Genomic DNA, 20,530 nt, shown 5'->3' with positions numbered 1-20,530 from the left:
CCCGCCCGCCCTTCTGCTCTACGGGACGGAGGACAGCGTCGTACGCCCCCGGAACAGCGATGCGCTGGCTGCCAGACTGCGCGCCGGCGGCGTGGCGGTCGAACAACATGCCTATCCTAGGCTCGGCCATATCGGCATCCTGCTCGCGCTCGCCCGGCCGTTTCGGGGTCGTGGACCGGTGCTGGACGACGTTTCCCGTTTTATACAGTTAAGGGTTCGAGCAGATGACGCCCACCCTCGCTAAAATCGGGCCGGAAAGATGTTCCGATTGGACCCAAATGTGGACGTCCAGACCTGCCTTTTCACTCCCAACTTCTGCCATTCGTTCATCGTAGCTAAGCCGCCGGTTCAACCTGCGAGAATGCCAAGACAAGACTGGTGAAAGGAATTTCTGTTGCGGGACCCTCCTTGCGGAATGTTGGTAGCCGCAACCCAAGCCCTCGGGGGGTCAAGCAGGTTGCGCTAAATCCTCGTCCAACGTGGCGACACCCATCAGGGGATGCATTACAAAAGTCCATCCATCGCCACCAACGATCATCAGCCGCAGCGATTGACGATCCGCCGTGCCAAGCAATGATGCCGCACCCGCCGAAGCCGACAAGGTTACGTTCGTACCATCCTGCCGGATGCCGGTTGCCCAGCCACGCCGTCCATCCCGTATCTCCTGAGCGAGACGTTCGAGTGCGGTCTCGAGTGCGATCCGCGCACGCGAGCCTGTTACCCATGTATAACCGGCCGGTTCGGGCATGGTGATGTGACGCGGACTGGGGACCGGGCGCGGCCTGCTCTTGGGGGACGAAGCAGTCTTCGGCTGTTCCAAGCGACGTACGCCCTCCATCCCCATTATCCGTGCAAAATCATCCATGTTCTTCCCTTTGCTTCCGGGACCTGGAGCGCCCGGATCATCGGGCAGGTTCCAACCCGGTGCAGCTTTCTTCGGGTCATCTCTTACGTAGATGAACAAGCTGATTGGCGTACCATCAAATTATGGAAAGCACACTTGACGTCAAGTTCGCTTTCCATGACAAGCTTCCTTTACAATGAATAGAAGGAGCTTCACAGTGGCCGCCTCCCCAGCCCAACGACGCTACAACCGCCGCGTCCTGATCCTCTCTCTCGTCTAAGTCGCGCTGCTGTTCCCGGCGGTGTACCTGCTCGATCGCCATCTGGTGACGGCACCCGTCGCCTACCTGATCGGCGTGCTGCCGCCGCTTCCGGTGATCGGCTTCTTCGTCGCGATCGGCGCATATATGGTCGAGGAACGCGACGAATATCTGCGCATGCTGCTCGTACGCCAGTCGCTGGTCGCGACCGGGCTGGCGATGACCGCCGCTACCTTCTGGGGGTTCCTCGAAGGCTTCGACCTCCTTCCGCATCTGGTCGGCTACGCGTGGCCTATCATGTGGTTCGCCGGGTTGGGCGTCGGCATCTGCGTCAACATACTGATTGAACGGCGGACGGCATGATCAACCACCTCCGCGAGCTCCGGGCAACCCGTGGTTGGTCCCAGCAGCATCTCGCCGACCAGCTCGAGGTCAGCCGTCAGAGCATCAATGCGATCGAAACCGGCCGCTACGATCCCTCGCTACCCCTCGCCTTCAAGATAGCCGAATTGTTCGAGCTTTCGATCGAAGCTGTCTTCGTCAGCCCTTCAAGGGAAAAGTGACATGCCAATCGGGACTTTTCATCGCCTCGCCGCTGCCGTGCTTGCCTGCGGCCTGTTCACCGCGTCCACCCCGGCACAAACCGCGAAGTTGTCGACGGCCCACGCGCCACAGTCCGACACTGTCCAGATAACGCATATTTCCATCCGAACGATCGGACGGGGTGCTCCGGTCATTCTGATCCCTGGCTTGTCGAGCCCGCGTGCGGTTTGGGATGATATCGCGCCCGAACTCGCGAAGGGGCACAGCGTGCTGCTCGTTCAGGTCAATGGCTTCGGTGGCGACGATCCGCGGGCTAACCTTGCGCCTGGCCTACTCGACGGCATTGTTCGGACATTCATGCGACCATTGCACAGCGCCGTCTGAAGCGGCCCGTATTCATCGGCCACTCTATGGGCGGTCTTGTTGGTCTCATGCTCGCCGCGCGTCATCCGGCGGACGTAGGCAAGCTGATGATGGTCGATTCCCTGCCGTTCTTTGCAGCGACCATGGCCCCTCCGGGTACAGCGGTCACCGTGACAATGGTCGAACCGCGCGCCGCACAGATGCGCGATGCCGTGGCGGCCAGTTACGGCAGGACGCCCGATCGCACCGCCGCTGCCGCGCAGGTTACCGGCATGGCACTCAATGCCAGCTATCATCCCCGGTTGATCGAATGGGCGATGGCCTCGGATCCGCGAGTGGCGGCCCGTGCGATGTACGAGGATCTCACGACCGATATGCGTCCTGGTTGTCGAAGGTGCGCGCTCCGGTCACGGTCGTCTATGCTTGGAACGAAACCTATTCTCGGCAAGAGCGCGCGGAAGCCTTCTTCCGCCAGCAATTCGCCGGAACAGCAAATATCGACTTCAAGGGCATTGGCCCCTCTGCCCATTTCGTGATGTTCGATCAGCCGACCGGGTTCCGGCAAGCAGTTGAGGAATTTCTGTCCTGACCATCGTGAAGCGGATGCCTGCAATCAAGCATCCGTTCACAGACAGCTGACGACGACATTTTTGGAGCAGACGCATCAGGTCAATTGCTTGATGACGTGCCAGCGCCGCGCGAACGGCACGACGCTGCCTTGAAGTGGGTTGCGGTCCAAAGCGGGTCTTCTCCTTCGCCCCCCCTGGTGACGAAGCGAGGCGGACCCCGCATTAACAATGATCAAAGCGCCCTGCCGCAGCCCTCAGCGCTGGCGGGCAAGGTGCCGGTGAATGGTGCTGCGATGAACGCCCAGTAGTCGCGCAGCCGCTGAAACATTGCCGTCATGCGCCGCCAGCGCCGCGTCGATCGCTTCTGCCCGATCGTCGGCCAGCGGCCGCACGACCGACAGTTCGATCCCATCGCCCCGCCCCTCGGCATCCCAGCCGCCGATCAGCGTCGCGCCGTTGGTCAGGCGCAATCGTCCCCGCGCCGTGGGACCCTGCATATCGACCAGCTCGCCCAGTGCCGTATCGTCCAGCGCTTCCCAGCTGCGCCCGACCAGCGACAAGCCGCGTCGGTTCGCGGCCACCAGTCGGTCGTCGCGGAACACCAGCACGCCCTCGCGCGCCGTGCCCAGCATCGCCGCATCGTCATGCATCCGCAGAACCCGGCAATCTGCGAAACCGCTACGGAACAGGCGATGCTCGATCTGGTCGACCGCCAGCCGGATCAGCCCCAGCGCATGGCCATGCCCGCTGACCGAGGGGCCGGAGATGTCGAGCGCGCCGACAATGGCCCCACGCGGGTCGAGAATCGGAGTCGCGGCACAACTCAGCACCGCATGTTCGGCGAAGAAATGTTCGGGGCCATGCACCGCGATCGGTCGACGCTCGGCAATGGCGGTGCCGATCGCGTTGGTGCCGGTGCTCGCTTCGGTCCAGGACACGCCGGGCCTGAGCGCCACCTGCGCCGCGCGCGACAAGAAGCCGGTGTCGCCGATACTGTCCAGGATCATGCCGTCGGCGTCCGCCAGGATCACGACGCTGCCCGTCTCGCGCGCTTCGCCCGCCAGCATCTCCAGCTCGGGGCGGCACAGGCGGCGCAGCGACTCGCGACGCTGGCGCAGCGCATTCAACTCGCTTTCGGTTAGCGGCCCGTCGCCGCGCGGCCGCCCTTGCGCCAGCCCCATGTCAGTGCAGCGCAACCAGGAGCGCAGCACCGGCTGGCGCACGCTTTCCAGCGGCAACTGCCCCTCGTCGAAATAGGCTCGCCGCCCCTGCTCTATCCCGGCGCCGTCCATCGCCGCATCCTCTCCTATTGTCGCAAGTTGCGACACTGGCGCAGCTTTGGCGTCGCGCCGTGCGACACATGCTACGCCTCGGCCCTGCAAAGTCCATCACTTCACCCGCACTTCGTCGCGGATCACCTTGTCGCGAGAGCCGCACAGGCAGAGCCTTGGCCCATAACAGACCAAGGAGAGAGAGTGTGACGATCCAGGAAGCCATCAAGGCCCGCACCGCGCCGTTCAAACAGCGTTATGCCAATTTCATCGGCAGCCGCTGGGTCGATCCGGTGGACGGACGCTGGTTCGAAAACCGATCCCCCATCGACGGGCAGGTCATCTGCCAGGTCGCGCGCAGCCAGGCCGCCGACATCGAACTGGCGCTCGATGCCGCGCACAAGGCGAAGGACGGCTGGGGCCGCACCAGCGTCGCCGAGCGCGCGCTGATCCTCCACCGCATCGCTGATCGGATGGAAGAGAATCTCGCCCTGCTTGCCACTGCCGAGACCTGGGACAATGACAAGCCGATCCGTGAGACGACCGCCGCCGACCTGCCGCTGGCCATCGACCATTTCCGCTATTTCGCGGGCTGCATCCGCGCACAGGAAGGCGGCATTTCGGAGATCGACCACGACACCGTCGCCTATCATTTCCACGAGCCGCTGGGCGTGGTGGGGCAGATCATCCCGTGGAACTTCCCGCTGTTGATGGCCTGTTGGAAGCTGGCGCCCGCGCTGGCGGCGGGCAATTGCGTGGTGTTGAAACCCGCCGAGCAGACCCCCGCCTCGATCATGGTGCTGGCCGAACTGATCGCCGACCTGCTGCCCGAGGGCGTGCTGAACATCGTCAACGGCTATGGCGTCGAGGCGGGCAAGCCGCTCGCCCAGAACCCGCGCATCGCCAAGATCGCCTTTACCGGCGAGACGACGACCGGCCAGCTCATCATGTCCTACGCGTCCGAAAATCTGATCCCGGTGACGCTGGAGCTGGGTGGTAAAAGCCCCAACATCTTCTTCGGCGACGTGGCGGCCGAGGATGACGATTATCTCGACAAGGCGATCGAGGGCTTCGCCATGGTCGCGCTCAACCAGGGCGAGGTCTGTACCTGCCCCAGCCGCGCACTGGTGCACGAATCCATCTATGACCGCTTCATGGAAAAGGCGGTTGCGCGGGTCGAGGCGATGATCCAGGGCGATCCGCTCGACCCCGCCACCATGGTCGGCGCGCAGGCCTCGCAGGAGCAGATGGACAAGATCCTCGGCTATCTTGACATCGGCCGCGACGAGGGTGCCGAGGTGCTGACCGGCGGCACCCGCAACCGGCCGGAGGGGCTGGAGGGCTATTACGTCAAGCCGACCGTGCTGAGCGGCCACAACAAGATGCGCGTGTTTCAGGAGGAAATCTTCGGCCCGGTCGTCTCGGTCGCGACCTTCAAGACCGGTGAAGAGGCGCTGAGTATCGCCAATGATACGCTTTACGGCCTGGGTGCGGGCGTGTGGACGCGCGACGGCACCCGCGCTTACCGGATGGGACGCGCCATTCAGGCCGGACGCGTCTGGACCAACTGCTACCACGCCTATCCGGCGCACGCGGCGTTCGGCGGCTACAAGCGCTCGGGCATCGGGCGCGAGACGCACCGGATGATGCTCGATCACTATCAGCAGACCAAGAACCTGCTGGTCAGCTACTCGGCCAAGAAGCTCGGCTTCTTTTGATACCGGTCAAGGCAGGGGTCGGCGGGTGCGCCCATCTCTGCCCCATCACATCCGATAGGAGAAACACCATGGCGAAGATGATGAAGGCCGCCGTCGTGCGCGCGTTCGGCCAACCGCTGACCATCGATGAAGTCCCCGTGCCGGAGGTCGGCGACGGCCTGATTCAGGTCGCGATCCAGGCTTCGGGCGTGTGCCATACCGATCTGCACGCCGCTGAGGGCGACTGGCCGGTCAAGCCCAACCCGCCCTTCATCCCGGGGCATGAGGGCGTCGGCTATGTCTCGGCGGTCGGCAAGGGCGTCAAGCACATCAAGGAAGGCGACCGGGTCGGTGTGCCCTGGCTCTATACCGCCTGCGGCCACTGCGTGCATTGTCTGGGCGGGTGGGAGACGCTGTGCGAGAGCCAGCTCAACACCGGCTATTCGGTCAATGGCGGTTTCGCTGATTATGTCATCGCCGACCCCAATTTCGTCGGCCATTTGCCCGGCAGTATCGGCTTCACCGAGATCGCGCCCGTGCTCTGCGCCGGGGTGACGGTCTATAAGGGGCTGAAGATGACCGATACCAAGCCGGGCGATACCGTCGTCATCTCCGGGATCGGCGGGCTTGGCCATATGGCGGTGCAATATGCGGTCGCCATGGGGCTGAACGTCGCGGCGGTCGATGTCGACGACGCCAAGCTGGACCTCGCCCGGCGGCTGGGTGCGAAGGTGACGGTCAATGCCCGGACCGAAGCGGACCCGGCGACGGCGATCAAGCGCGAGACCGGCGGTGGCGCGCAAGGTGCGCTCGTCACCGCGGTCAGCGAAAAGGCGTTCGCCCAGGCCGTGGGCATGATGGCGCGGGGCGGCACGGTGGCGCTCAACGGCCTGCCGCCGGGGGACTTTCCGCTCGCCTGACCGCGCTTCCGGTCGGGCACGCTCGGCGCGATATAAACCCGCCACATCGGCGTGCCGGGCGGCAGCGACTTCTGCAGCAGCACGGCGGCCCAGCGGATCTGGCGCAGCGTCTGTTCGCCGACGCTATCCTTCTCGCGCTTGCCGCCCTTGCGATGCTCCAGCAGGCGGAGCGTCGTGGCGATCATCCGCTCCGCTGCCTTGACTGGGGTGCAATGCAGCCAGTCGTCCGGCACCGCTGGCGTGGCACCGACCGGCGCCGGATGAACGCCAGCGACCGGCAAAGCCGACGGCTGCGCCGGTGCAGGCGTGGGCGAACTGCTAGGCGCCACCGTCCCGGGCATGGCCGCACCTCGAAGCTGCGCCTCTGCGGCGGCATAGGCGTCGCGGTAGACCGGATAGAGCGCTAGCTCCAGCATCCAGCGCAGCCGGTCATCGACCGCAAAACCGGCGGCGGCAAGATGGCGATCGATCTCCTCCTGCCGGATCGGGTCGATGCCGCGCTCCTCTCGCATGGCGATGATCCTGCGCAGGTCGACGATCCGCTGCGCGCTCCAGCCCTCCGCCTCCAGTTTGCGCTCTTCGGCCGGCAGGAAGGACATATGGCCGCCCTGGTTCTTCAGTCGCTCGAAATAATCGACGAACGCCAAATTGGCGGCCGAGTGGGTCTCGACATCGTATGGCGTCGATCGCTGCAGGGTGCACACCTCGGCCAGTCGCTCCTCGTACATCGCCTTGGCGATCGCCTGGAGCTCCTGCTCGGTGATATTGGTCTTCTGCTTGGCCCGCCGGTCCAGCATGTCCAGCACCCTCGGCGTCACCGCCGTGAGCGCCGCCCCCATGTTGCGCGCTGCCTTCCGGTCGGTGGTTCGCAGCGACAGCCGAATATCTAGGGTGCCATTATCCAATAAACGGTGAATTCGGCGCCACCAGAAAATGTGCCCGCGCCGGTAAACGTGTTGAAGACAGTCCAAAACCGCGGCCTTCCCGGCCAGCGCATTGGCACAATCCGATGCACAATTGTGCAGGTGCCAACAGCCGACCCTGATAGTCAGCCAGCGTCTTCAGACACTTAGCAGCCAATTGGCTGGGATTTCAGGCAGATGGCTGGGGCGGCAGGACCGTCACGCCAGAATGTTAACTATTTAAGCGCCTGAATTCACGGCAGAACGTCTGGGGCTCGTCGACCATGATAGCCGCGCACGTGTCGCATGAAAAGGCATCCCATCCAAAAAACAGCACGGCTCCAATGGAGCGGTCGGTGACTGTCGCATCGTGCCGCCAAATTGTCGGGAGGCCGCATTCCAACTACATCATAACGGGCCCTGAACTCTAGAGTCCGATTCAACCGACGAGAATCGTTGGGGGGATTCCCAAGGGGGTATAGCTATGATTCATGTTGCTGGCCGTGCGGAGGTCGGCAGCTGTGGGTCGAGGTTATTCGAATGATCTGCGTGAGCGGGTGGCGGGTTCGGTTGCAGCGGGACGTTCGTGCCGGGCGACAGCGGAGCTGTTCGGGGTGAGCGTGGCGACGGTAGTGCGCTGGTCGCAGCGATATCGGGCAACCGGGAGTGCAGCGATCGGCCCGCAAGGCTACCGCCATCCACGGTCGCTGGCGGCAGAACGCGACTGGCTGCTGCAGCGGCTGGCGGCCAAGCCGGACGTGACCTTGCGCGGCTTGGTGGCGGAACTGGGTGAACGCGGCGTGGTGACGAGCTACGGCTCGGTGTGGCGGATCGTGCGCGAGGCCGGGATCACGTTCAAAAAAAGACGCTGATCGCCCGCGAGCAGGATCGGCCGGCGATCGCCAGACGTCGGGCGCAATGGCGTAAGTATCAGGGCCGGATCGATCCGCGTCGGCTCGTCTTCATCGACGAGACCTGGGCCAAGACCAACATGACGCGCCTGCGCGGCTGGTGTGCTCGCGGTCTGCCGCTGGTCGACAAGGTACCGCACGGCCACTGGCGCACGCTCACCTTTCTGGCCGCGCTCCGGCATGATCGCATCGATGCGCCGCTCGTGCTCGACGGCCCCGTCAACGGCGAGAGTTTCACAGCCTATGTCGAGCAGTTCCTGCTCCCCACCCTCTCGAGCGGCGACATCGTCGTCATGGACAATCTGGGCAGCCACAAGGGCAAGGCCGTCCGCCAGCTCATCCGCTCCGTCGGCGCCAGGCTCCTCTTCCTGCCGCCCTACTCGCCCGACCTCAATCCCATCGAGCAGGTCTTCGCCAAGCTCAAGACACTGCTTCGCAAGGCCAACACCCGATCGGTCGAAGCAACATGGAAGCAGATCGGCTCGCTTCTCGACGCCTTCCTACCCCATGAATGCGCCAACTATCTTCGCAACAGCGGATACGCTTCAAGTTGAATGGATCAGACTCTAAGTCGCGCCGTCGGAAGCAGCGGATGCGTTTGCCGCACGACGCACTTCGACGCTGACCCGTTTGCAGAGATGTCAACTAGCATTACAGTTGCGTTTTTGATCGTGTTCTGAATCAATGTGTCACCATGACGAGGAGGTCGTGGTGACGGGAGCATCGATTGAAGCGACGCTGGAGTTATGGGCGTCATCGCTGCGCGAGGTGAAGGCGCGGATGCGGCCCTTGTTCAGCCAGGCGCGTGTGGCGGCATCGGCGAACAGTTTTCTGGATGGCCTGCTGGGCGACGAGCGCCGCAAAACGGGGTGGATGCGCGCCGAGGCGGCCGGCGATACGGGGCCATGGCGACAGCAGGCGATCCTGGGCCGCGGACGGTGGGACGCGGATGCCCTGCGCGACGTCGTGCGCGATTACGCGCTGGAGCAGCTGGGCGCTGATGATGCGGTGCTGGTCATCGATGAGACCGGATTTCTAAAGCAGGGCAAGGCATCGTGCGGCGTGGGGCGCCAATATACCGGCTCGGCGGGCAAGGTGACCAACTGCCAGATCGGCGTGTTCGCCGCCTATGTTTCTGCCAAAGGCCATGCCTTCGTCGACCGGGCGCTGTACCTGCCAAAGAGTTGGACGGCTGACCCGGCACGCCTGGCGGCTGCGCATGTGCCGCAGGGCACGGCCTTCGCAACCAAGCCGGCGCTGGCAGCGAAGATGATCGAACGCGCGATCGCGGCCAGCCTGCCGTTCGCCTGGGTCGCAGCGGATGCGGTCTACGGTGTCGGCGACATCGAGCAGGTGCTGCGCCGTGCTGGCAAAGGCTATGTGCTGGGCGTGAAGGGCGACCATCGCTTCGGCTCGTGGGGCGACAAACCGGTCGTCGCGGGCACCGCCGCGCAGATCGCAAACGACCTTGATCCTACTGCCTGGCAGCGTCTGTCAGCGGGTCAGGGCACCAAGGGCGAACGCCTCCACGACTGGACCTATTTCGAGCTCGCCGACCTTGAGGCCGATGAATACGCTGACGGTGCGTCCGGCACATGGACCAGGGGGCTGCTGATCCGCCGCCACGTCGCCGGTGATGACCTTGCCTTCTTCACCACCTGGTGCCCGGCCGGTACGACCATTGAAACCCTGGTCGGGGTGGAAGGTCATCGCTGGGCCATCGAGGACAGCTTCGAGACCGCCAAGAATGAACTCGGCCTCGACCACAACGAAACCCGCTCCTGGCATGGCTGGCACCGGCACGTCTCGCTCGTCATGCTGGCCTTCGCGATGCTGGCGGCCATCCGTACCCGCGCCAATGCCGCCCCCCCAAAAAGAGCCAGGACGAGGCCACGGGCCTGATCCGCTGGTCCGTCCAGGAAATCCGCCGTATCGTCATCAGGCTGGCACAGCGACGCATCGAGCCTCGTCACGTTATCGCTTGGTCATGCTGGCGACGTGCCCATCAAGCCGCCGCTCAACGGGCACATGTCCGATCAAGAACGCAACTGTAATGCTAGGGCTCAAACTCAATTAGCATCTTGAGGGATGCTGGTTTTCCTGATTCACTGGCGCGTGGATCAGGAGGAGTGAGGCATGGCGCTGTTCTGGTTGTCGGATGAGGCGTGGGCGGCGATCGAGCCGCATCTGCCGAAGAACCAGCCCGGAGCGCGGCGGGTAGACGACCGACGGGTGATCTCCGGGATCGTGCATGTGCTGAAGGTGGGCTGCCGCTGGTGCGACTGCCCGGCCGATTACGGGCCATCCACGACGATCTACAACCGGTTCAACCGCTGGTCGCGCCGTGGCTTCTGGCTCAAACTGCTCGACGCGCTGGTGGATGCCGGCGTGGTCAAGAAGAGTACCGCGATCGACAGCACCTACATCAAGGCACAACGCGCGGCCTTCGGCGGAAAAGGGGGCGCCAGATCCAGGCAATCGGTCGCTCGCGCGGCGGATGGACGACCAAGGTCCACGCGCTCACCGATGTCATCGGTCGTCCCTACGCCCTGATGCTGACGGCGGGCAACGTCAGCGACGTGAAAGCGGCACCTGCGCTTCTCGAACGAGCTGGCCGAATGCGTTACCTCCTCGCTGACAAGGGTTACGATGCCGACCGGCTGCGCCGTTCGCTACGTGACGCCGGCGTCGTTCCTGTCATCCCCGGTCGACGCAACCGCAAACGCGCCATCCGCTACGACAAAGACCGATACCGTGGCCGCCACCTGATCGAGAACGCCTTCTGCCGTCTCAAAGACTTCCGCCGCGTCGCCACCCGCTACGACAAGCTCGCCGCCAACTTCCTATCAGGCGTCGCCATAGCAACCGCCCTCGCATTCTGGCTCTGATTGAGTCTGGACCCTAGAGCGAATTCCATTCAGTCTGGATCATAGCTGCAGGAGCTGAAGTAGTTGGCGCATTCTTGCGGCTGGAACAGATCGACCAGTCTGCCGATGAGGGACCAGAGACCGGATACGGTGCGCTCGCCGGCCCTGCGCAGCATTGCCTTGAGGCGGGCGAACGCCTTCTCGATCGGGTTGAAATCGGGACTGTAGGGCGGGAGGAACATGAGGCGGGCGCCGGCGGCTTCGATGGCCTCGCGGACGCTGGCACGCTTGTGGCTGGACAAGTTGTCCATGATCACCACGTCGCCGCGCCTGAGGTCGGGCACGAGGATCTCTCGGACATAGGCCTCGAACCAGTCGCCGTTGATCGGGCCATCGAGCACCATCGACGCGACCATGCCGGTCATGCGCAGGCCAGCGACCAGCGTGGTGGACTTGCGATGCCCATGCAGGTAGCCCATCCGCAGCCGCTCGCCCCGCCGGCAGCGGCCGTGGCTGCGGGTCATGTTGGTCGCCGTCCAGGTCTCGTCGATGAACACCAGCCGCGCAGGATCGAGTTCGAGCTGACCATCAAACCAAGCCTCCCGCTGGCTCAGGACGTCGACGCGATCCTGCTCAGCCGCGTGCCCGGTCTTTTTTTGCGCGTGATGCCGTGTCGGGCGAAAAAGCGGTGCAGCGTCGAGATTGCCACCGTCACGCCCGCCTGGGCCAACTCGCGGCGCAGTTCTTCCAGCGTGATGTCGCGCCGTGCTTCGTGCAGCGCCAGCACCGTATCTCGATCCGCCGCGACCGCGTATCCCGACCCTGCGCCTTCGCCGCATAGCTACCCGTGCTGCGCCACTGATCGTACCACCGGATCACCGTCGCGGCCGCAACTCCGAACCGCTGTGCCGCAGCCCGGCAACTCATTCCCTCGTCAACCGCGGCCAGCGCTCGCGACCGAAGATCCATCGACAACGGCTTGCCCATCCATGCCGGCCTCCATCCAGCCAGCACCGTGAATCAGATCAGCGCGCCCGTGTGAATCCCTCTTCGACCCAGGTCGGCCGGAAAACGCTCTCATGCCACAAGGTTCGAAGGGCGATGAAAGAACAACTCGTTGGCTTCAGACGGGAAACAGTTTGGTGCTGCCCGGTGATCGATCCCGCACTGGCTAGTGTTGAGAACTGTATTCTCCCCGGACTTTCCCATCACTTCGATGACCATCCTGCACGCACTTTTCGACATCATGCCATGTCTGTCGTCGTAACGTTCAAGCGGCCACGACGTACGGCTCGTACTCGGTGTTATCGCGCTCGATCACGCCATGGTTCTTGAGCAACGTGTTCACGACCATCGGCGAGACGAGGAAATAATCCGCTATGTCCTGCTGCCTGTCTTCCGAGTAGTCGCCGCCAAGCATGGTCCGCACCTCGTCGAACGGCGCCAGAAGTTCTGCGGCGAAGGACCGCTGCGCCTTCTGGCGGTAGGTAGCTGCATGCGTCGCCGGATGAAGTGCGCCCTGCCTGTGCATGATCTGATCGCCGATGATGCGCGCAAGCGCGAACCGCCGCGTGGTCGCACGTCCACCTGACGTGACGATTCGCGACCGACTTCCAACCCTATCTTTCAGCGAGAACGCAAACGCCGCGTCGCCTTTCGAGTGCGTGACCGCCCTAGTGGAAGTACCTGCCATCTCCGCAAGCCGACCGTTCGCGATCGGTGCAGTTCCCAGTCGTTCCTGTAGCCGTACGGCCCGCGCCGCATCGGTGCCGAGGCGCCATGCAGGCACGTCTGCCCGCAGCGGCAGCCGCTCTGCGGACGCTAGCCGCACAGCATCTGCGGGTGAGGCGCCATGGCCGACGCTCCGTGCGAAATCGTCGAGATCACTTGCGGTCAGAACATGAACATTCTCGCCGACACCCACGTGTTCCGCAGCGATCTCCTCTACCGCATCCTCACCGAGCCTCGCCGAGTCCGCGATCAGCATTTCGACGGCATCGTCCTCGACTGCGTCGGGGTCACGGCCCATCAGTGCCTCGATCCTGCGGCGTCTTGCGACCTCTCCATCCGATCGTTCGGCCAGGATATCATGCCAGAGACGATCCAAGTTGGTATCGGGCACGCGCTCGTCCCGAAGACGAGTCAGTACTCGCGGCATGAACTCGTCGATGGCGGAACGGAAAAGGCTGGATGGAACGATCGTTGGCACCGCTCCGAGGTACCGGAACGGCTTGGCTTCAGGGTTTTCCGACGGTCGCGAAATCAACATCGTGCGAACACCGTCCGACCATATCTCGAGATTGGGCCATACGTAGCCTTCTCCGATCGAAGTCATCTTGTGCGCCGTCGCCCAGTCGGCCGCCTTAGTCCTAGGCTCGTAGCACAGTCGCCACCAGTTCCAGGCCAGCCACTCCGCCGCATGATAGCCCGATACCAGCGGACCTTTCCGATAGCTGTTCAGAAAGGAGTCGAAGCCCTCGGTCAGGGTCTGAGCAGCGGTGCGCACGGAGAACAGACCGAAGGCTGCGCGTTCCTCCGCACTTCCTTCATCTATCCGCTCCGGCAGTAGATCAAATTCCAGACCTATCGGCACCGCCGCTTCCACTCCTTCACCAGGTACGCACGCAGCTCGAACTCGTCATCGCCCAATCGATATCCATGGTAGTCGGTTTCACGCTCCGGCTTGGCCTTCGCCTCGAACACGTCACCCGCATCGTCGATCGCCCATATGTACTTCGGCAGCGCGCCATCCGCAAACCGGCTTACCATTCCGCGGCGTATTCCGTTCATCATGAGCGCTGATGCCTCTGCACGCAGTACGGCGCGCACTGCATCGCAGGGTGACTTCGATGGCCGGGGGTTATGTGATGGCTGAAAACCGTAATCGCCTGCACGCAGCTTGTGGTTTGCGGAGCCGACGTAGCGAACACGTTCCATCAACGCATCCCGCGCTTCCATATCTAGAAATGTATCCTCAGCAAGCCGCCGGTCGGGACGATTGCCTTCCCGCCTGCGAACGCTCATTGGAGAACCGCACAGGAATAAAATCTAGAAAACATTCGTACCGACCACCCCCGATGCCTCGATTACTTCGCATGAATCCGAAGCAGGCCGCAAGCGCCGCGTATGCCATGCCTGCCTAACCAATCGTTTAGGCGTTCCGGCAGACAACAAGACATCCCACCGGCGTAGCGGGAACGGCATCCCGAGCGCGATCTTAGAACCCACCTGCTGGTTCTGCCGTCGTCCGTGTACGGTCCATCAGCGTATTCGGGTAGAACCGCTTACAGGCTGTGACGAGCGCCGAACCTTGAACCCTGGACATCGTCTTCGGCGCGACTAGCATAAGGCTATGCGCATCTTCATCAGCTCGCTCATATCCGGGTTCGAACAGCAGCGCGCCGCGGCACGCCGTGCCGTGACCGCTCTCCGGCACGAAGCCGTCATGGCCGAAGACTTTGGCGCTCAGCCGAACTCTCCCCAGATTGCATGCCTCCGGGGTCTGCGCGAATCCGACATGGTCGTCTTGATCCTCGGCGAAGGATACGGCTTCGTACCGCCAGGCTCGACGCTTTCCGCGACACATCAGGAATATCGCGAAGCACGCGAGACGAAGCCCGTTCTTGCCTTCCTTCAGGAGGGGATCAGTCCTGGCCCGGAGCAGGCGGCGTTCATCGCCGAAGTCCAGGCGTGGGAAGGCGGCCTGTTCCGTGGCACCTTCCGGCAACCCGACGATCTTCAGGACGGCGTGACCCGCGCGTTGCACGACGTCACGCTCGCTAACGCTACCGGTCCGGTCGACGAACGAGACATGATGACGCGCGCCCTTGCCATGTTCGCGCCGGAAAACCGCAATCAGGTCGTACCCACGATGCTGGAATTGGTCGTCGTCGGTGGCCCCAACCAGCGGATCTTGCGCCCAGCGGAGATGGAAGCTCCCCAACTGGTGGAGCACCTGGAGCAGACGGCACTCTACGGTGAAAGCCGAATGTTCGACCGGTCGCTCGGCGTCATAAGTGGCCTAGACGGTTCCGACCTTCTCTTGCGGCAGGAACGAGGTGCATCCATCCGCCTTACCGAGCAAGGATCGATCGTGGTACGCCTGCCGCTGGACGAACCGCGGAGCGCACGAGGCTTCGATCCGATGAGCGGCATGGTGCTGGTCGAGGAGACGGTAAAGGAAAGGATCAGCATCGCGCTTGCCTATGTCGCCGCGGTTCTCGACCGGATCGACCGGACACAACGCCTGACCCATCTTGCGATTGCCCTGCGTGTCGCTGGAGCGGATCATCGAGGGTGGCGGACGCGGGCGCAACACGCTGCCAATACGAACTCCATACAGATGGGCCATGGCGGCGTGCAAGCGCGTGATCCCATCAACTTGCTGGCTCGTCGTGCTGCGTTGGGGCTGGATCGAAGTGCGCTAATCGAGGACTTGCTGGTACCACTGCGACGGCAGTATCCGACCGCGAACTAACGAAATACGATGGCATTCTGGTTTACGCACATATGGCTATCCAGAAAATTCTCTCTCGTTGTATCGAACGTCAGTTTACAGTGAGACGCGCAGAAAACCTGAGTGAACGCTGGATTCCTAAACGAATGCTCGATGCTGATTTCTGAAATCCTATTACCTGTTTTCGGCCGATCCGATCGAGCCCATGCCTCTGAATTTATGCTACTTTTTCCGCTCGTATCTCGAGACGAACTTTTGTTCGCGTTATGCTATCCTGAAAATTGTCAGATAGTTTACAATCTGGTTTACAGCTGACCATCTATCCAGCAATCGTGACCATCGCGATCCGCTCCGCTTGTGATCGGGCGACAACGTCACGATTTATGTATCTTCGCATCATTTCCTCTACGTCCTTCGAGCTCCAGCCAACGATATTGGCGATCTCGTGAGATGTTAGTCCGGCGATGGCCAGACGCGTCACGAAATTGCCACGCAGGTCGTGAAGATGCTTGTCAATACCTGCTTCGATCTGGGCACGACTGAACATGGTCGAGAGTCCCTCAACGGACCACGGGCGCCAGCTCTGCGTAGCCAGTATCGTCGGCGGTAGTGGAACCCGTTCGGATGCAGGCCTACGAACCATGTCCGCCGCATGACGAGCTTTGATCCTGCCGAGAAGTTTGCGGGTTTCCGGCAGGATCGGAATAATAACGAGACGCTTGCCGTTACTCTTCGACGTCCGCCAACTCAACGTGTGCTCCCCGACGCTATCCCAGGTTATGGCTGCCAGATCAGTGCGACGAAGACCCGTGCAAGACTCGAGATCTATGATATCCTGTAGGTACTCCTTGGCCTTATGCCGGAAGGCCTCGATGTCTTCCTTAGTCCAGACGATAAAACTCCTGTCGGTTTCATAGAGCATCGGTATGCGGGCCGAACAGTTTATATCGAGCATAAACTTGTCGATTCCGAAGCTCAGAATACGCGACAAATGTCGCACTGCATCGTCTGCTTTCTTTGGATTGGCTGCCCACTGATCACGCCAGTCCAAGATGTGCATCCTCATACGAGGATCGTTGAATACGGTGAGCGGGATGTCGCCGAATTTCTCGTCGATACGGGGTATCCACGCCCTGTAGTGACTTTGGGTGGCCTTCTTCAACCGCAGATAATCGCCGGACCCAATGAACTTTTCAGTCAGGTGCCGAATGCAGACGGCACCAGGATCAGGTCGTGTTCGGCGAGCATCCGCCGCCGCGGTCTGAATTGAGGCCGTGAGCTTCGGCTTGCGTTCGCCCTCGGACTGATGGATCTTCGGGCCACCACGCCACGCATAGACGTAATGGGTCTTTACACCCGTCGCGAGACGCTTCGTCACGATGTGGATGCCCGCTGCCATTCGCTATTTCCTTCCTGCATGCCATCGATCGTACGCCGACGCTGTCGGCGCCGGCGTCGCCGTAATGATCCTGATGTTGCCGTCGGGACCGACCTCAAAGCCGTCGACTTTGATGCCCGACGCCCGCGCGACCTCGATCATGCGCTCAATCACCGCCTTCCGCGGGTAACGCGTCCTTTCGCTCGACATCGCCGACGCTCCCGGTTCACGATGCCCTGCCGACTGTGCGTTCCTCCTCGAACGCCAGCCTCCACGCGTCCGCAACTTCATCTTCCGCTCCGTCGTCGCCGCACGTCGCGCCGAGCGGTCGATCGGTTCTGATAAATCCGGCGGCAAAATCGAACGGGAGTTTGCCGCTTGCGATCAGCCTGCCGTACTCGCGCATCGCTACGCCCGGCTGCACCCCCGCCTGAAGCGAAGCCTCTATCAGGACGTCCGCCAGCGTTTCGTCGCGACGCGCTTCGGCCGCAGCGTGGAGGACCGCGTTTCGGACGGCGATCGCCCGGCCGGCGACGACTGCGGACGTTCGTCCGCATTCAGCAAGAAACAGGCGCGTCGCAGCATCGCGCCACTCCGCCCATCCTTCCGTCAGCAGTGTCCACGACATCCCGCACGACCTGTACGCCGACCGCATCGCCTGGCGATCGACAGCGCGTGCATCGGCCTCGGCAAGGATGGTGACAGCTTGCACCATCGGCCGCCCCGCCGCCTCGATCTGCAGCAGAAAGGTCGGAGTCAGCGCAGCCGAAGTGACCCGCCGGGCGGCGTCCTTCAAGTCGTTCGGAGAGCCGGACACGAATTGGTCCGGGCGGACGATGGATCGCAATCCATTACAGCTTTCCAGTCGGAGGCAGACGGCGAGTTCGAGGACGGTAGCGCATGATACGATGGATCCCGACCGCAGACCTCGCATCATGTAACTGCCGTCAGCCTGCCTGACATGGTCCGGCATGTAGGCGAGACACCGCGGAAGAACGCTGTCTACCGGCGCGGAAACAAGCGGAGCAGACGTGACAAGAGTGTCGATTGACATGTAACTTCTCCAGGCATGGGGTATCGTTCGCACGCCTTCGACGTGCGCCAGCCGCCGTTCGGCGGAAGCTACTAAACGAACATAATGAGAACGGTTTCCGGATGGGACTACTTTATTGGAGTCCCATCCTACTTTGAGTGTCAACCGCTGGTGGCATCAGCCCGAAGGAAGCCGGGCTCCATGGCGACTTCCCTCATTCCACTGCATCCGCAGCGTTTGAGGCGGCCTCCCAGAAAGGCGCACATCCCGCGTCGATCCATTCGCGGCGGAAAGCGTCAGCGGTAGCGCGCCCCTTATCGGTGATTATCCAGCGACGTCCGGCCTGATCGTGCTCAACCTCCATCATCCTGCGCTCCGGGTCCGCCAGCTTCTTGAGAAGCGGCGAGATGGAAGTCTTGGTGACCGTCTTGTCAGCCATGCCGGTTGCGATCCCCCAATTCACGATGCGGCTCACTGACGCCCCCTCCTGGCTGACGTCGAGGGCCAGGAGGCAGATGACCCGATGCGTCACCCGAGGTGCCTTTTCCTTGCCTGTCGGAGCACCGCCCCCCGCCCCCGATAGGGGCTGGCCGACTGTGAAGCGCGTGTCGCTGGCGTAGCTCAGTATTACGTCGATCCTCTGCTGTTCCTCATCCAGCTGCCCGAGCTTCGCGACAAGGGGGGCCCTCTCGCTCTCGATCGCCCGCTTCCGGAGTAGCAGGGCTGAAACGTCGATCATGACGTGGCCCGGGGAGGATTCTGAATCAGCACTTCTCATTCCGCGATCATGCGTTCCAGTAGACTACCTAGTCAATAGCCTATTTTCCTCCTTTCATATTATGCCGGAGAACCACGAATGTCCGACAACCAGGTCATCGAGACCGCGATTGCGGAGGTTGAGAACCTTACCCGTGCGATCGCCGCCGCCGTGGAGCACTCGCAGGATCTGATCGACCGCAGACTGGCTGCGATCCGGCGGATGCATGATGCTGCCGACCGAACGGTCCTTTTGGCCAGTGCCACAACAACCTTGCACGTCCTGACCGATTCCAGAACGCCGCCGCTGCTATTGGACATGGTACTGCTATCCGTTCTCGAAGCAGGAGACAGCGGGGCCGCCGTGGCGCACGTCCATAGCGCGCTACGCCACCGATACGGCAGAAGCGTGGACCAGATCGCGGTAAAAAACTCATTGCTCGCGCTTGTCGCAGAAGGCCGCATCCTCGATCGAGGAACTCGATACTTCGCCCCGACGGCAGACCTGACCCGGCTTTCGGCGATGCACGAAGCGCCCACGATAAAGGCGATGATCATAGAAGCCTTGGAGAATGCAGACGATGGTGGATTGCCTCCGCCCGCCATCAAAGAGGCGATCGCCAGGCGGCATCGTCGTGAGATACCAATGACGAGCATCTATCCGGTCATCCGGCAGCTCGAGCATGCGCGCCGGGTAGCGAAGACAGGTAGGAACTGGGTACTCGTCGACAGATCCAAGCTGTACCGCCCCGACGCGTAGCCGCTCCGATCTGAACGCCATATCGATTTAGTCCATCCTGAAACGTGGGAGTCCCATCCTAAAATCCTTCTCTCCGGGGAAACCTTTCGTTCTATCTACGTTCTGCATGCCGGACACAATGTCCTCCCATCCGTAATTCACGGGGCTCATCGACGCCCCAGCACGGAGCATGCACCATGCGTAACCTTCAGCTCGAGGCCGAGCTTTCGGCCCATTCCGAACACCGGGCGCCGCCGCTCATATGGTGGCGTACCCTGCCCGCCCCCACATTCATTGCGGAACGTGCGATCGTCGAAGCTGCCGTTGCTTCGGTCGTCGCGGCCAGTCGGCTCGCGCCACGCGACCTCGTCAACGCCATGCTTACGGCAGAAGCCGAGGAAAAGACCTGGGTCTACAACCAACTCGCCCGCCATTTCACCTGCCTGGACGCCATGAAACTGGGCATATTATGGGAAGTAGCGGGCAGCAGCAGCGCGCTTGCAGCCGCAGATTTCGATCCGTTGGGGCTCCTGCGCACGCTGAAAGGCCTTAGCGAGCCCTACATATCCGCACAGCCGGAGGTCCGCCTATCGGTTGCGACCACGTGGCTCGGCGAAATGGGTGGGCTGCTTAACCCGACGACTCTTTCCCAAGTGGACTGGGAACAGGCCTCGGACAGACACGCGCAGAATGGCGACGAAACCTTGCGATGGGAGGATGCCGAATGATCAGTGCGTCCAGCGCCCCTGCCATCGGGGCGATAATTTTCGGCGTCGGCGGCGTTGCCGTAGCGATCCGCGCTTGGCGCAGAACGATCGTAGACCCGAACATCTCAGGCATCCGAATGGGTTCTGCCGCCGTCGCGGGGTTCATTGCGGCAAATCTCTTCATCGCCGCGATGGGCGTGACGATAACTTCGCTCGATATCACCACCCAGGTGAAAGGCGGTATCTATGAATAGGCGCGGCAAAAAACCGGGTGCAGCTGCTATCGTTCCCCGGACCGACCTCATGATCAGCGGC

Annotated in this window: 19 protein-coding genes and 5 pseudogenes; 16 read left to right on the top strand and 8 right to left on the bottom strand. The window is 62.4% G+C overall.

Features of this window, described 5'->3' with window-relative positions:
- Window positions 1-244: alpha/beta hydrolase (locus AAIO73_RS15790; RefSeq protein WP_526023813.1), on the top strand; the 244-nt coding region annotated here is incomplete at its 5' end.
- A 204-nt stretch (window positions 245-448) separates the two neighbouring features.
- On the opposite strand, the gene AAIO73_RS15785 is transcribed toward AAIO73_RS15790, so the two are convergent.
- The gene (locus AAIO73_RS15785) at window positions 449-964 is read right to left on the bottom strand and encodes a hypothetical protein (protein WP_345879146.1); all 516 of its coding nucleotides are present in this window, start codon (window positions 962-964) and stop codon (window positions 449-451) included.
- A 205-nt stretch (window positions 965-1,169) separates the two neighbouring features.
- Between AAIO73_RS15785 and AAIO73_RS15780 the strand changes: the two genes are divergently transcribed.
- From AAIO73_RS15780 to AAIO73_RS15765, 5 genes and pseudogenes are all read left to right on the top strand, one after another.
- On the top strand, window positions 1,170-1,466 hold the full coding sequence (locus tag AAIO73_RS15780) for a hypothetical protein (RefSeq protein ID WP_345879145.1): 297 nt from the start codon (window positions 1,170-1,172) through the stop codon (window positions 1,464-1,466).
- Window positions 1,463-1,666: a helix-turn-helix transcriptional regulator gene (locus AAIO73_RS15775; protein ID WP_345879144.1), complete on the top strand. Its 204-nt coding sequence runs from the start codon at window positions 1,463-1,465 to the stop codon at window positions 1,664-1,666. The genes AAIO73_RS15780 and AAIO73_RS15775 overlap by 4 nt, the downstream gene beginning before the upstream one ends.
- Before the next feature lies 1 nt (window position 1,667).
- Window positions 1,668-2,030 carry an alpha/beta fold hydrolase gene (locus AAIO73_RS15770; RefSeq protein WP_345879143.1) on the top strand — a complete coding sequence of 121 codons (363 nt, stop codon included), beginning with the start codon at window positions 1,668-1,670 and terminating at the stop codon, window positions 2,028-2,030.
- Window positions 2,000-2,302, top strand: a pseudogene (locus AAIO73_RS20315) (alpha/beta fold hydrolase); the annotation flags it as partial. The gene AAIO73_RS15770 and the pseudogene AAIO73_RS20315, both read left to right, overlap by 31 nt.
- Window positions 2,303-2,394: 92 nt before the next feature.
- Complete coding sequence (locus tag AAIO73_RS15765; protein ID WP_345879142.1) at window positions 2,395-2,598, top strand: alpha/beta fold hydrolase; 204 nt, start codon at window positions 2,395-2,397, stop codon at window positions 2,596-2,598.
- 234 nt (window positions 2,599-2,832) lie between these two features.
- On the opposite strand, the gene AAIO73_RS15760 is transcribed toward AAIO73_RS15765, so the two are convergent.
- Window positions 2,833-3,906 carry a sigma-54-dependent Fis family transcriptional regulator gene (locus AAIO73_RS15760; RefSeq protein ID WP_345879141.1) on the bottom strand — a complete coding sequence of 358 codons (1,074 nt, stop codon included), beginning with the start codon at window positions 3,904-3,906 and terminating at the stop codon, window positions 2,833-2,835.
- 149 nt (window positions 3,907-4,055) lie between these two features.
- On the opposite strand from AAIO73_RS15760, the gene adh reads away from it, so the two are divergent.
- The 6 genes and pseudogenes from adh to AAIO73_RS15730 all read left to right on the top strand — a co-directional run bounded on the left by adh (window position 4,056) and on the right by AAIO73_RS15730 (window position 11,167).
- Window positions 4,056-5,567, top strand: coding sequence for an aldehyde dehydrogenase (adh, locus tag AAIO73_RS15755; RefSeq protein ID WP_345879140.1), 1,512 nt, complete (start codon window positions 4,056-4,058; stop codon window positions 5,565-5,567).
- A 68-nt stretch (window positions 5,568-5,635) separates the two neighbouring features.
- Window positions 5,636-6,460: pseudogene (locus AAIO73_RS15750) on the top strand (zinc-dependent alcohol dehydrogenase); the annotation flags it as partial.
- A 464-nt stretch (window positions 6,461-6,924) separates the two neighbouring features.
- The gene (locus tag AAIO73_RS15745) at window positions 6,925-7,356 is read left to right on the top strand and encodes a hypothetical protein (RefSeq protein ID WP_345879139.1); all 432 of its coding nucleotides are present in this window, start codon (window positions 6,925-6,927) and stop codon (window positions 7,354-7,356) included.
- 533 nt (window positions 7,357-7,889) lie between these two features.
- A protein-coding gene (locus tag AAIO73_RS15740) for an IS630 family transposase (protein WP_345879176.1) occupies window positions 7,890-8,833 on the top strand; the annotation gives its coding sequence in 2 pieces (ribosomal slippage) (window positions 7,890-8,225 and window positions 8,228-8,833; 942 coding nt in all).
- Window positions 8,834-8,973: 140 nt separating this feature from the next.
- Window positions 8,974-10,178: pseudogene (locus tag AAIO73_RS15735) on the top strand (IS701 family transposase); the annotation flags it as partial.
- Window positions 10,179-10,415: 237 nt separating this feature from the next.
- Window positions 10,416-11,167: pseudogene (locus tag AAIO73_RS15730) on the top strand (IS5 family transposase).
- A 29-nt stretch (window positions 11,168-11,196) separates the two neighbouring features.
- On the opposite strand, the pseudogene AAIO73_RS15725 reads toward AAIO73_RS15730, so the two are convergent.
- From AAIO73_RS15725 to AAIO73_RS15715, 3 genes and pseudogenes are all read right to left on the bottom strand, one after another.
- A pseudogene (locus tag AAIO73_RS15725) lies at window positions 11,197-12,133 on the bottom strand (IS630 family transposase).
- Window positions 12,134-12,416: 283 nt separating this feature from the next.
- Window positions 12,417-13,751, bottom strand: coding sequence for an ImmA/IrrE family metallo-endopeptidase (locus AAIO73_RS15720; RefSeq protein ID WP_345879137.1), 1,335 nt, complete (start codon window positions 13,749-13,751; stop codon window positions 12,417-12,419).
- Window positions 13,730-14,104 (bottom strand): hypothetical protein, encoded by a 375-nt coding sequence (locus tag AAIO73_RS15715; RefSeq protein WP_345879136.1) that lies wholly within the window; start codon window positions 14,102-14,104, stop codon window positions 13,730-13,732. The genes AAIO73_RS15720 and AAIO73_RS15715 overlap by 22 nt, the downstream gene beginning before the upstream one ends.
- Before the next feature lie 394 nt (window positions 14,105-14,498).
- On the opposite strand from AAIO73_RS15715, the gene AAIO73_RS15710 reads away from it, so the two are divergent.
- Complete coding sequence (locus tag AAIO73_RS15710; RefSeq protein WP_345879135.1) at window positions 14,499-15,623, top strand: DUF4062 domain-containing protein; 1,125 nt, start codon at window positions 14,499-14,501, stop codon at window positions 15,621-15,623.
- 298 nt (window positions 15,624-15,921) lie between these two features.
- Here AAIO73_RS15710 and AAIO73_RS15705 read toward each other — a convergent pair whose 3' ends face one another.
- The 3 genes from AAIO73_RS15705 to AAIO73_RS15695 all read right to left on the bottom strand — a co-directional run bounded on the left by AAIO73_RS15705 (window position 15,922) and on the right by AAIO73_RS15695 (window position 18,752).
- Window positions 15,922-17,001 carry a tyrosine-type recombinase/integrase gene (locus tag AAIO73_RS15705; protein WP_345879134.1) on the bottom strand — a complete coding sequence of 360 codons (1,080 nt, stop codon included), beginning with the start codon at window positions 16,999-17,001 and terminating at the stop codon, window positions 15,922-15,924.
- Between the two features lie 205 nt (window positions 17,002-17,206).
- Window positions 17,207-17,953 (bottom strand): PDDEXK family nuclease, encoded by a 747-nt coding sequence (locus tag AAIO73_RS15700; RefSeq protein ID WP_345879133.1) that lies wholly within the window; start codon window positions 17,951-17,953, stop codon window positions 17,207-17,209.
- 274 nt (window positions 17,954-18,227) lie between these two features.
- On the bottom strand, window positions 18,228-18,752 hold the full coding sequence (locus AAIO73_RS15695) for a hypothetical protein (RefSeq protein WP_345879132.1): 525 nt from the start codon (window positions 18,750-18,752) through the stop codon (window positions 18,228-18,230).
- 117 nt (window positions 18,753-18,869) lie between these two features.
- On the opposite strand from AAIO73_RS15695, the gene AAIO73_RS15690 reads away from it, so the two are divergent.
- From AAIO73_RS15690 to AAIO73_RS15680, 3 genes are all read left to right on the top strand, one after another.
- Window positions 18,870-19,529 (top strand): hypothetical protein, encoded by a 660-nt coding sequence (locus AAIO73_RS15690; protein WP_345879131.1) that lies wholly within the window; start codon window positions 18,870-18,872, stop codon window positions 19,527-19,529.
- Between the two features lie 176 nt (window positions 19,530-19,705).
- A complete protein-coding gene (locus AAIO73_RS15685; RefSeq protein ID WP_345879130.1) occupies window positions 19,706-20,236 on the top strand; it encodes a hypothetical protein in 531 nt (176 codons plus the stop codon).
- Window positions 20,233-20,469: a hypothetical protein gene (locus tag AAIO73_RS15680; protein WP_345879129.1), complete on the top strand. Its 237-nt coding sequence runs from the start codon at window positions 20,233-20,235 to the stop codon at window positions 20,467-20,469. The genes AAIO73_RS15685 and AAIO73_RS15680 overlap by 4 nt, the downstream gene beginning before the upstream one ends.
- Window positions 20,470-20,530 lie beyond the last annotated feature (61 nt).

The sequence above is a fragment of the Sphingomonas epibiotica genome (assembly GCF_039615155.1).
Taxonomy (GTDB): domain Bacteria; phylum Pseudomonadota; class Alphaproteobacteria; order Sphingomonadales; family Sphingomonadaceae; genus Sphingomonas.
This window is presented reverse-complemented; position numbering and strand designations above follow the sequence as displayed.

Coding starts and splice junctions, on each gene's coding strand:
- AAIO73_RS15715 (WP_345879136.1), bottom strand. CDS start 14,104: ATGGAAGCGCGGGATGCGTTGATGGAACGTGTTCGCTACGTCGGCTCC.
- AAIO73_RS15700 (WP_345879133.1), bottom strand. CDS start 17,953: ATGCCGGACCATGTCAGGCAGGCTGACGGCAGTTACATGATGCGAGGT.
- AAIO73_RS15680 (WP_345879129.1), top strand. CDS start 20,233: ATGATCAGTGCGTCCAGCGCCCCTGCCATCGGGGCGATAATTTTCGGC.
- AAIO73_RS15690 (WP_345879131.1), top strand. CDS start 18,870: ATGTCCGACAACCAGGTCATCGAGACCGCGATTGCGGAGGTTGAGAAC.
- AAIO73_RS15685 (WP_345879130.1), top strand. CDS start 19,706: ATGCGTAACCTTCAGCTCGAGGCCGAGCTTTCGGCCCATTCCGAACAC.
- AAIO73_RS15695 (WP_345879132.1), bottom strand. CDS start 18,752: ATGATCGACGTTTCAGCCCTGCTACTCCGGAAGCGGGCGATCGAGAGC.
- AAIO73_RS15770 (WP_345879143.1), top strand. CDS start 1,668: ATGCCAATCGGGACTTTTCATCGCCTCGCCGCTGCCGTGCTTGCCTGC.
- AAIO73_RS15710 (WP_345879135.1), top strand. CDS start 14,499: ATGCGCATCTTCATCAGCTCGCTCATATCCGGGTTCGAACAGCAGCGC.
- AAIO73_RS15745 (WP_345879139.1), top strand. CDS start 6,925: ATGGCGATCGATCTCCTCCTGCCGGATCGGGTCGATGCCGCGCTCCTC.
- AAIO73_RS15775 (WP_345879144.1), top strand. CDS start 1,463: ATGATCAACCACCTCCGCGAGCTCCGGGCAACCCGTGGTTGGTCCCAG.
- AAIO73_RS15705 (WP_345879134.1), bottom strand. CDS start 17,001: ATGGCAGCGGGCATCCACATCGTGACGAAGCGTCTCGCGACGGGTGTA.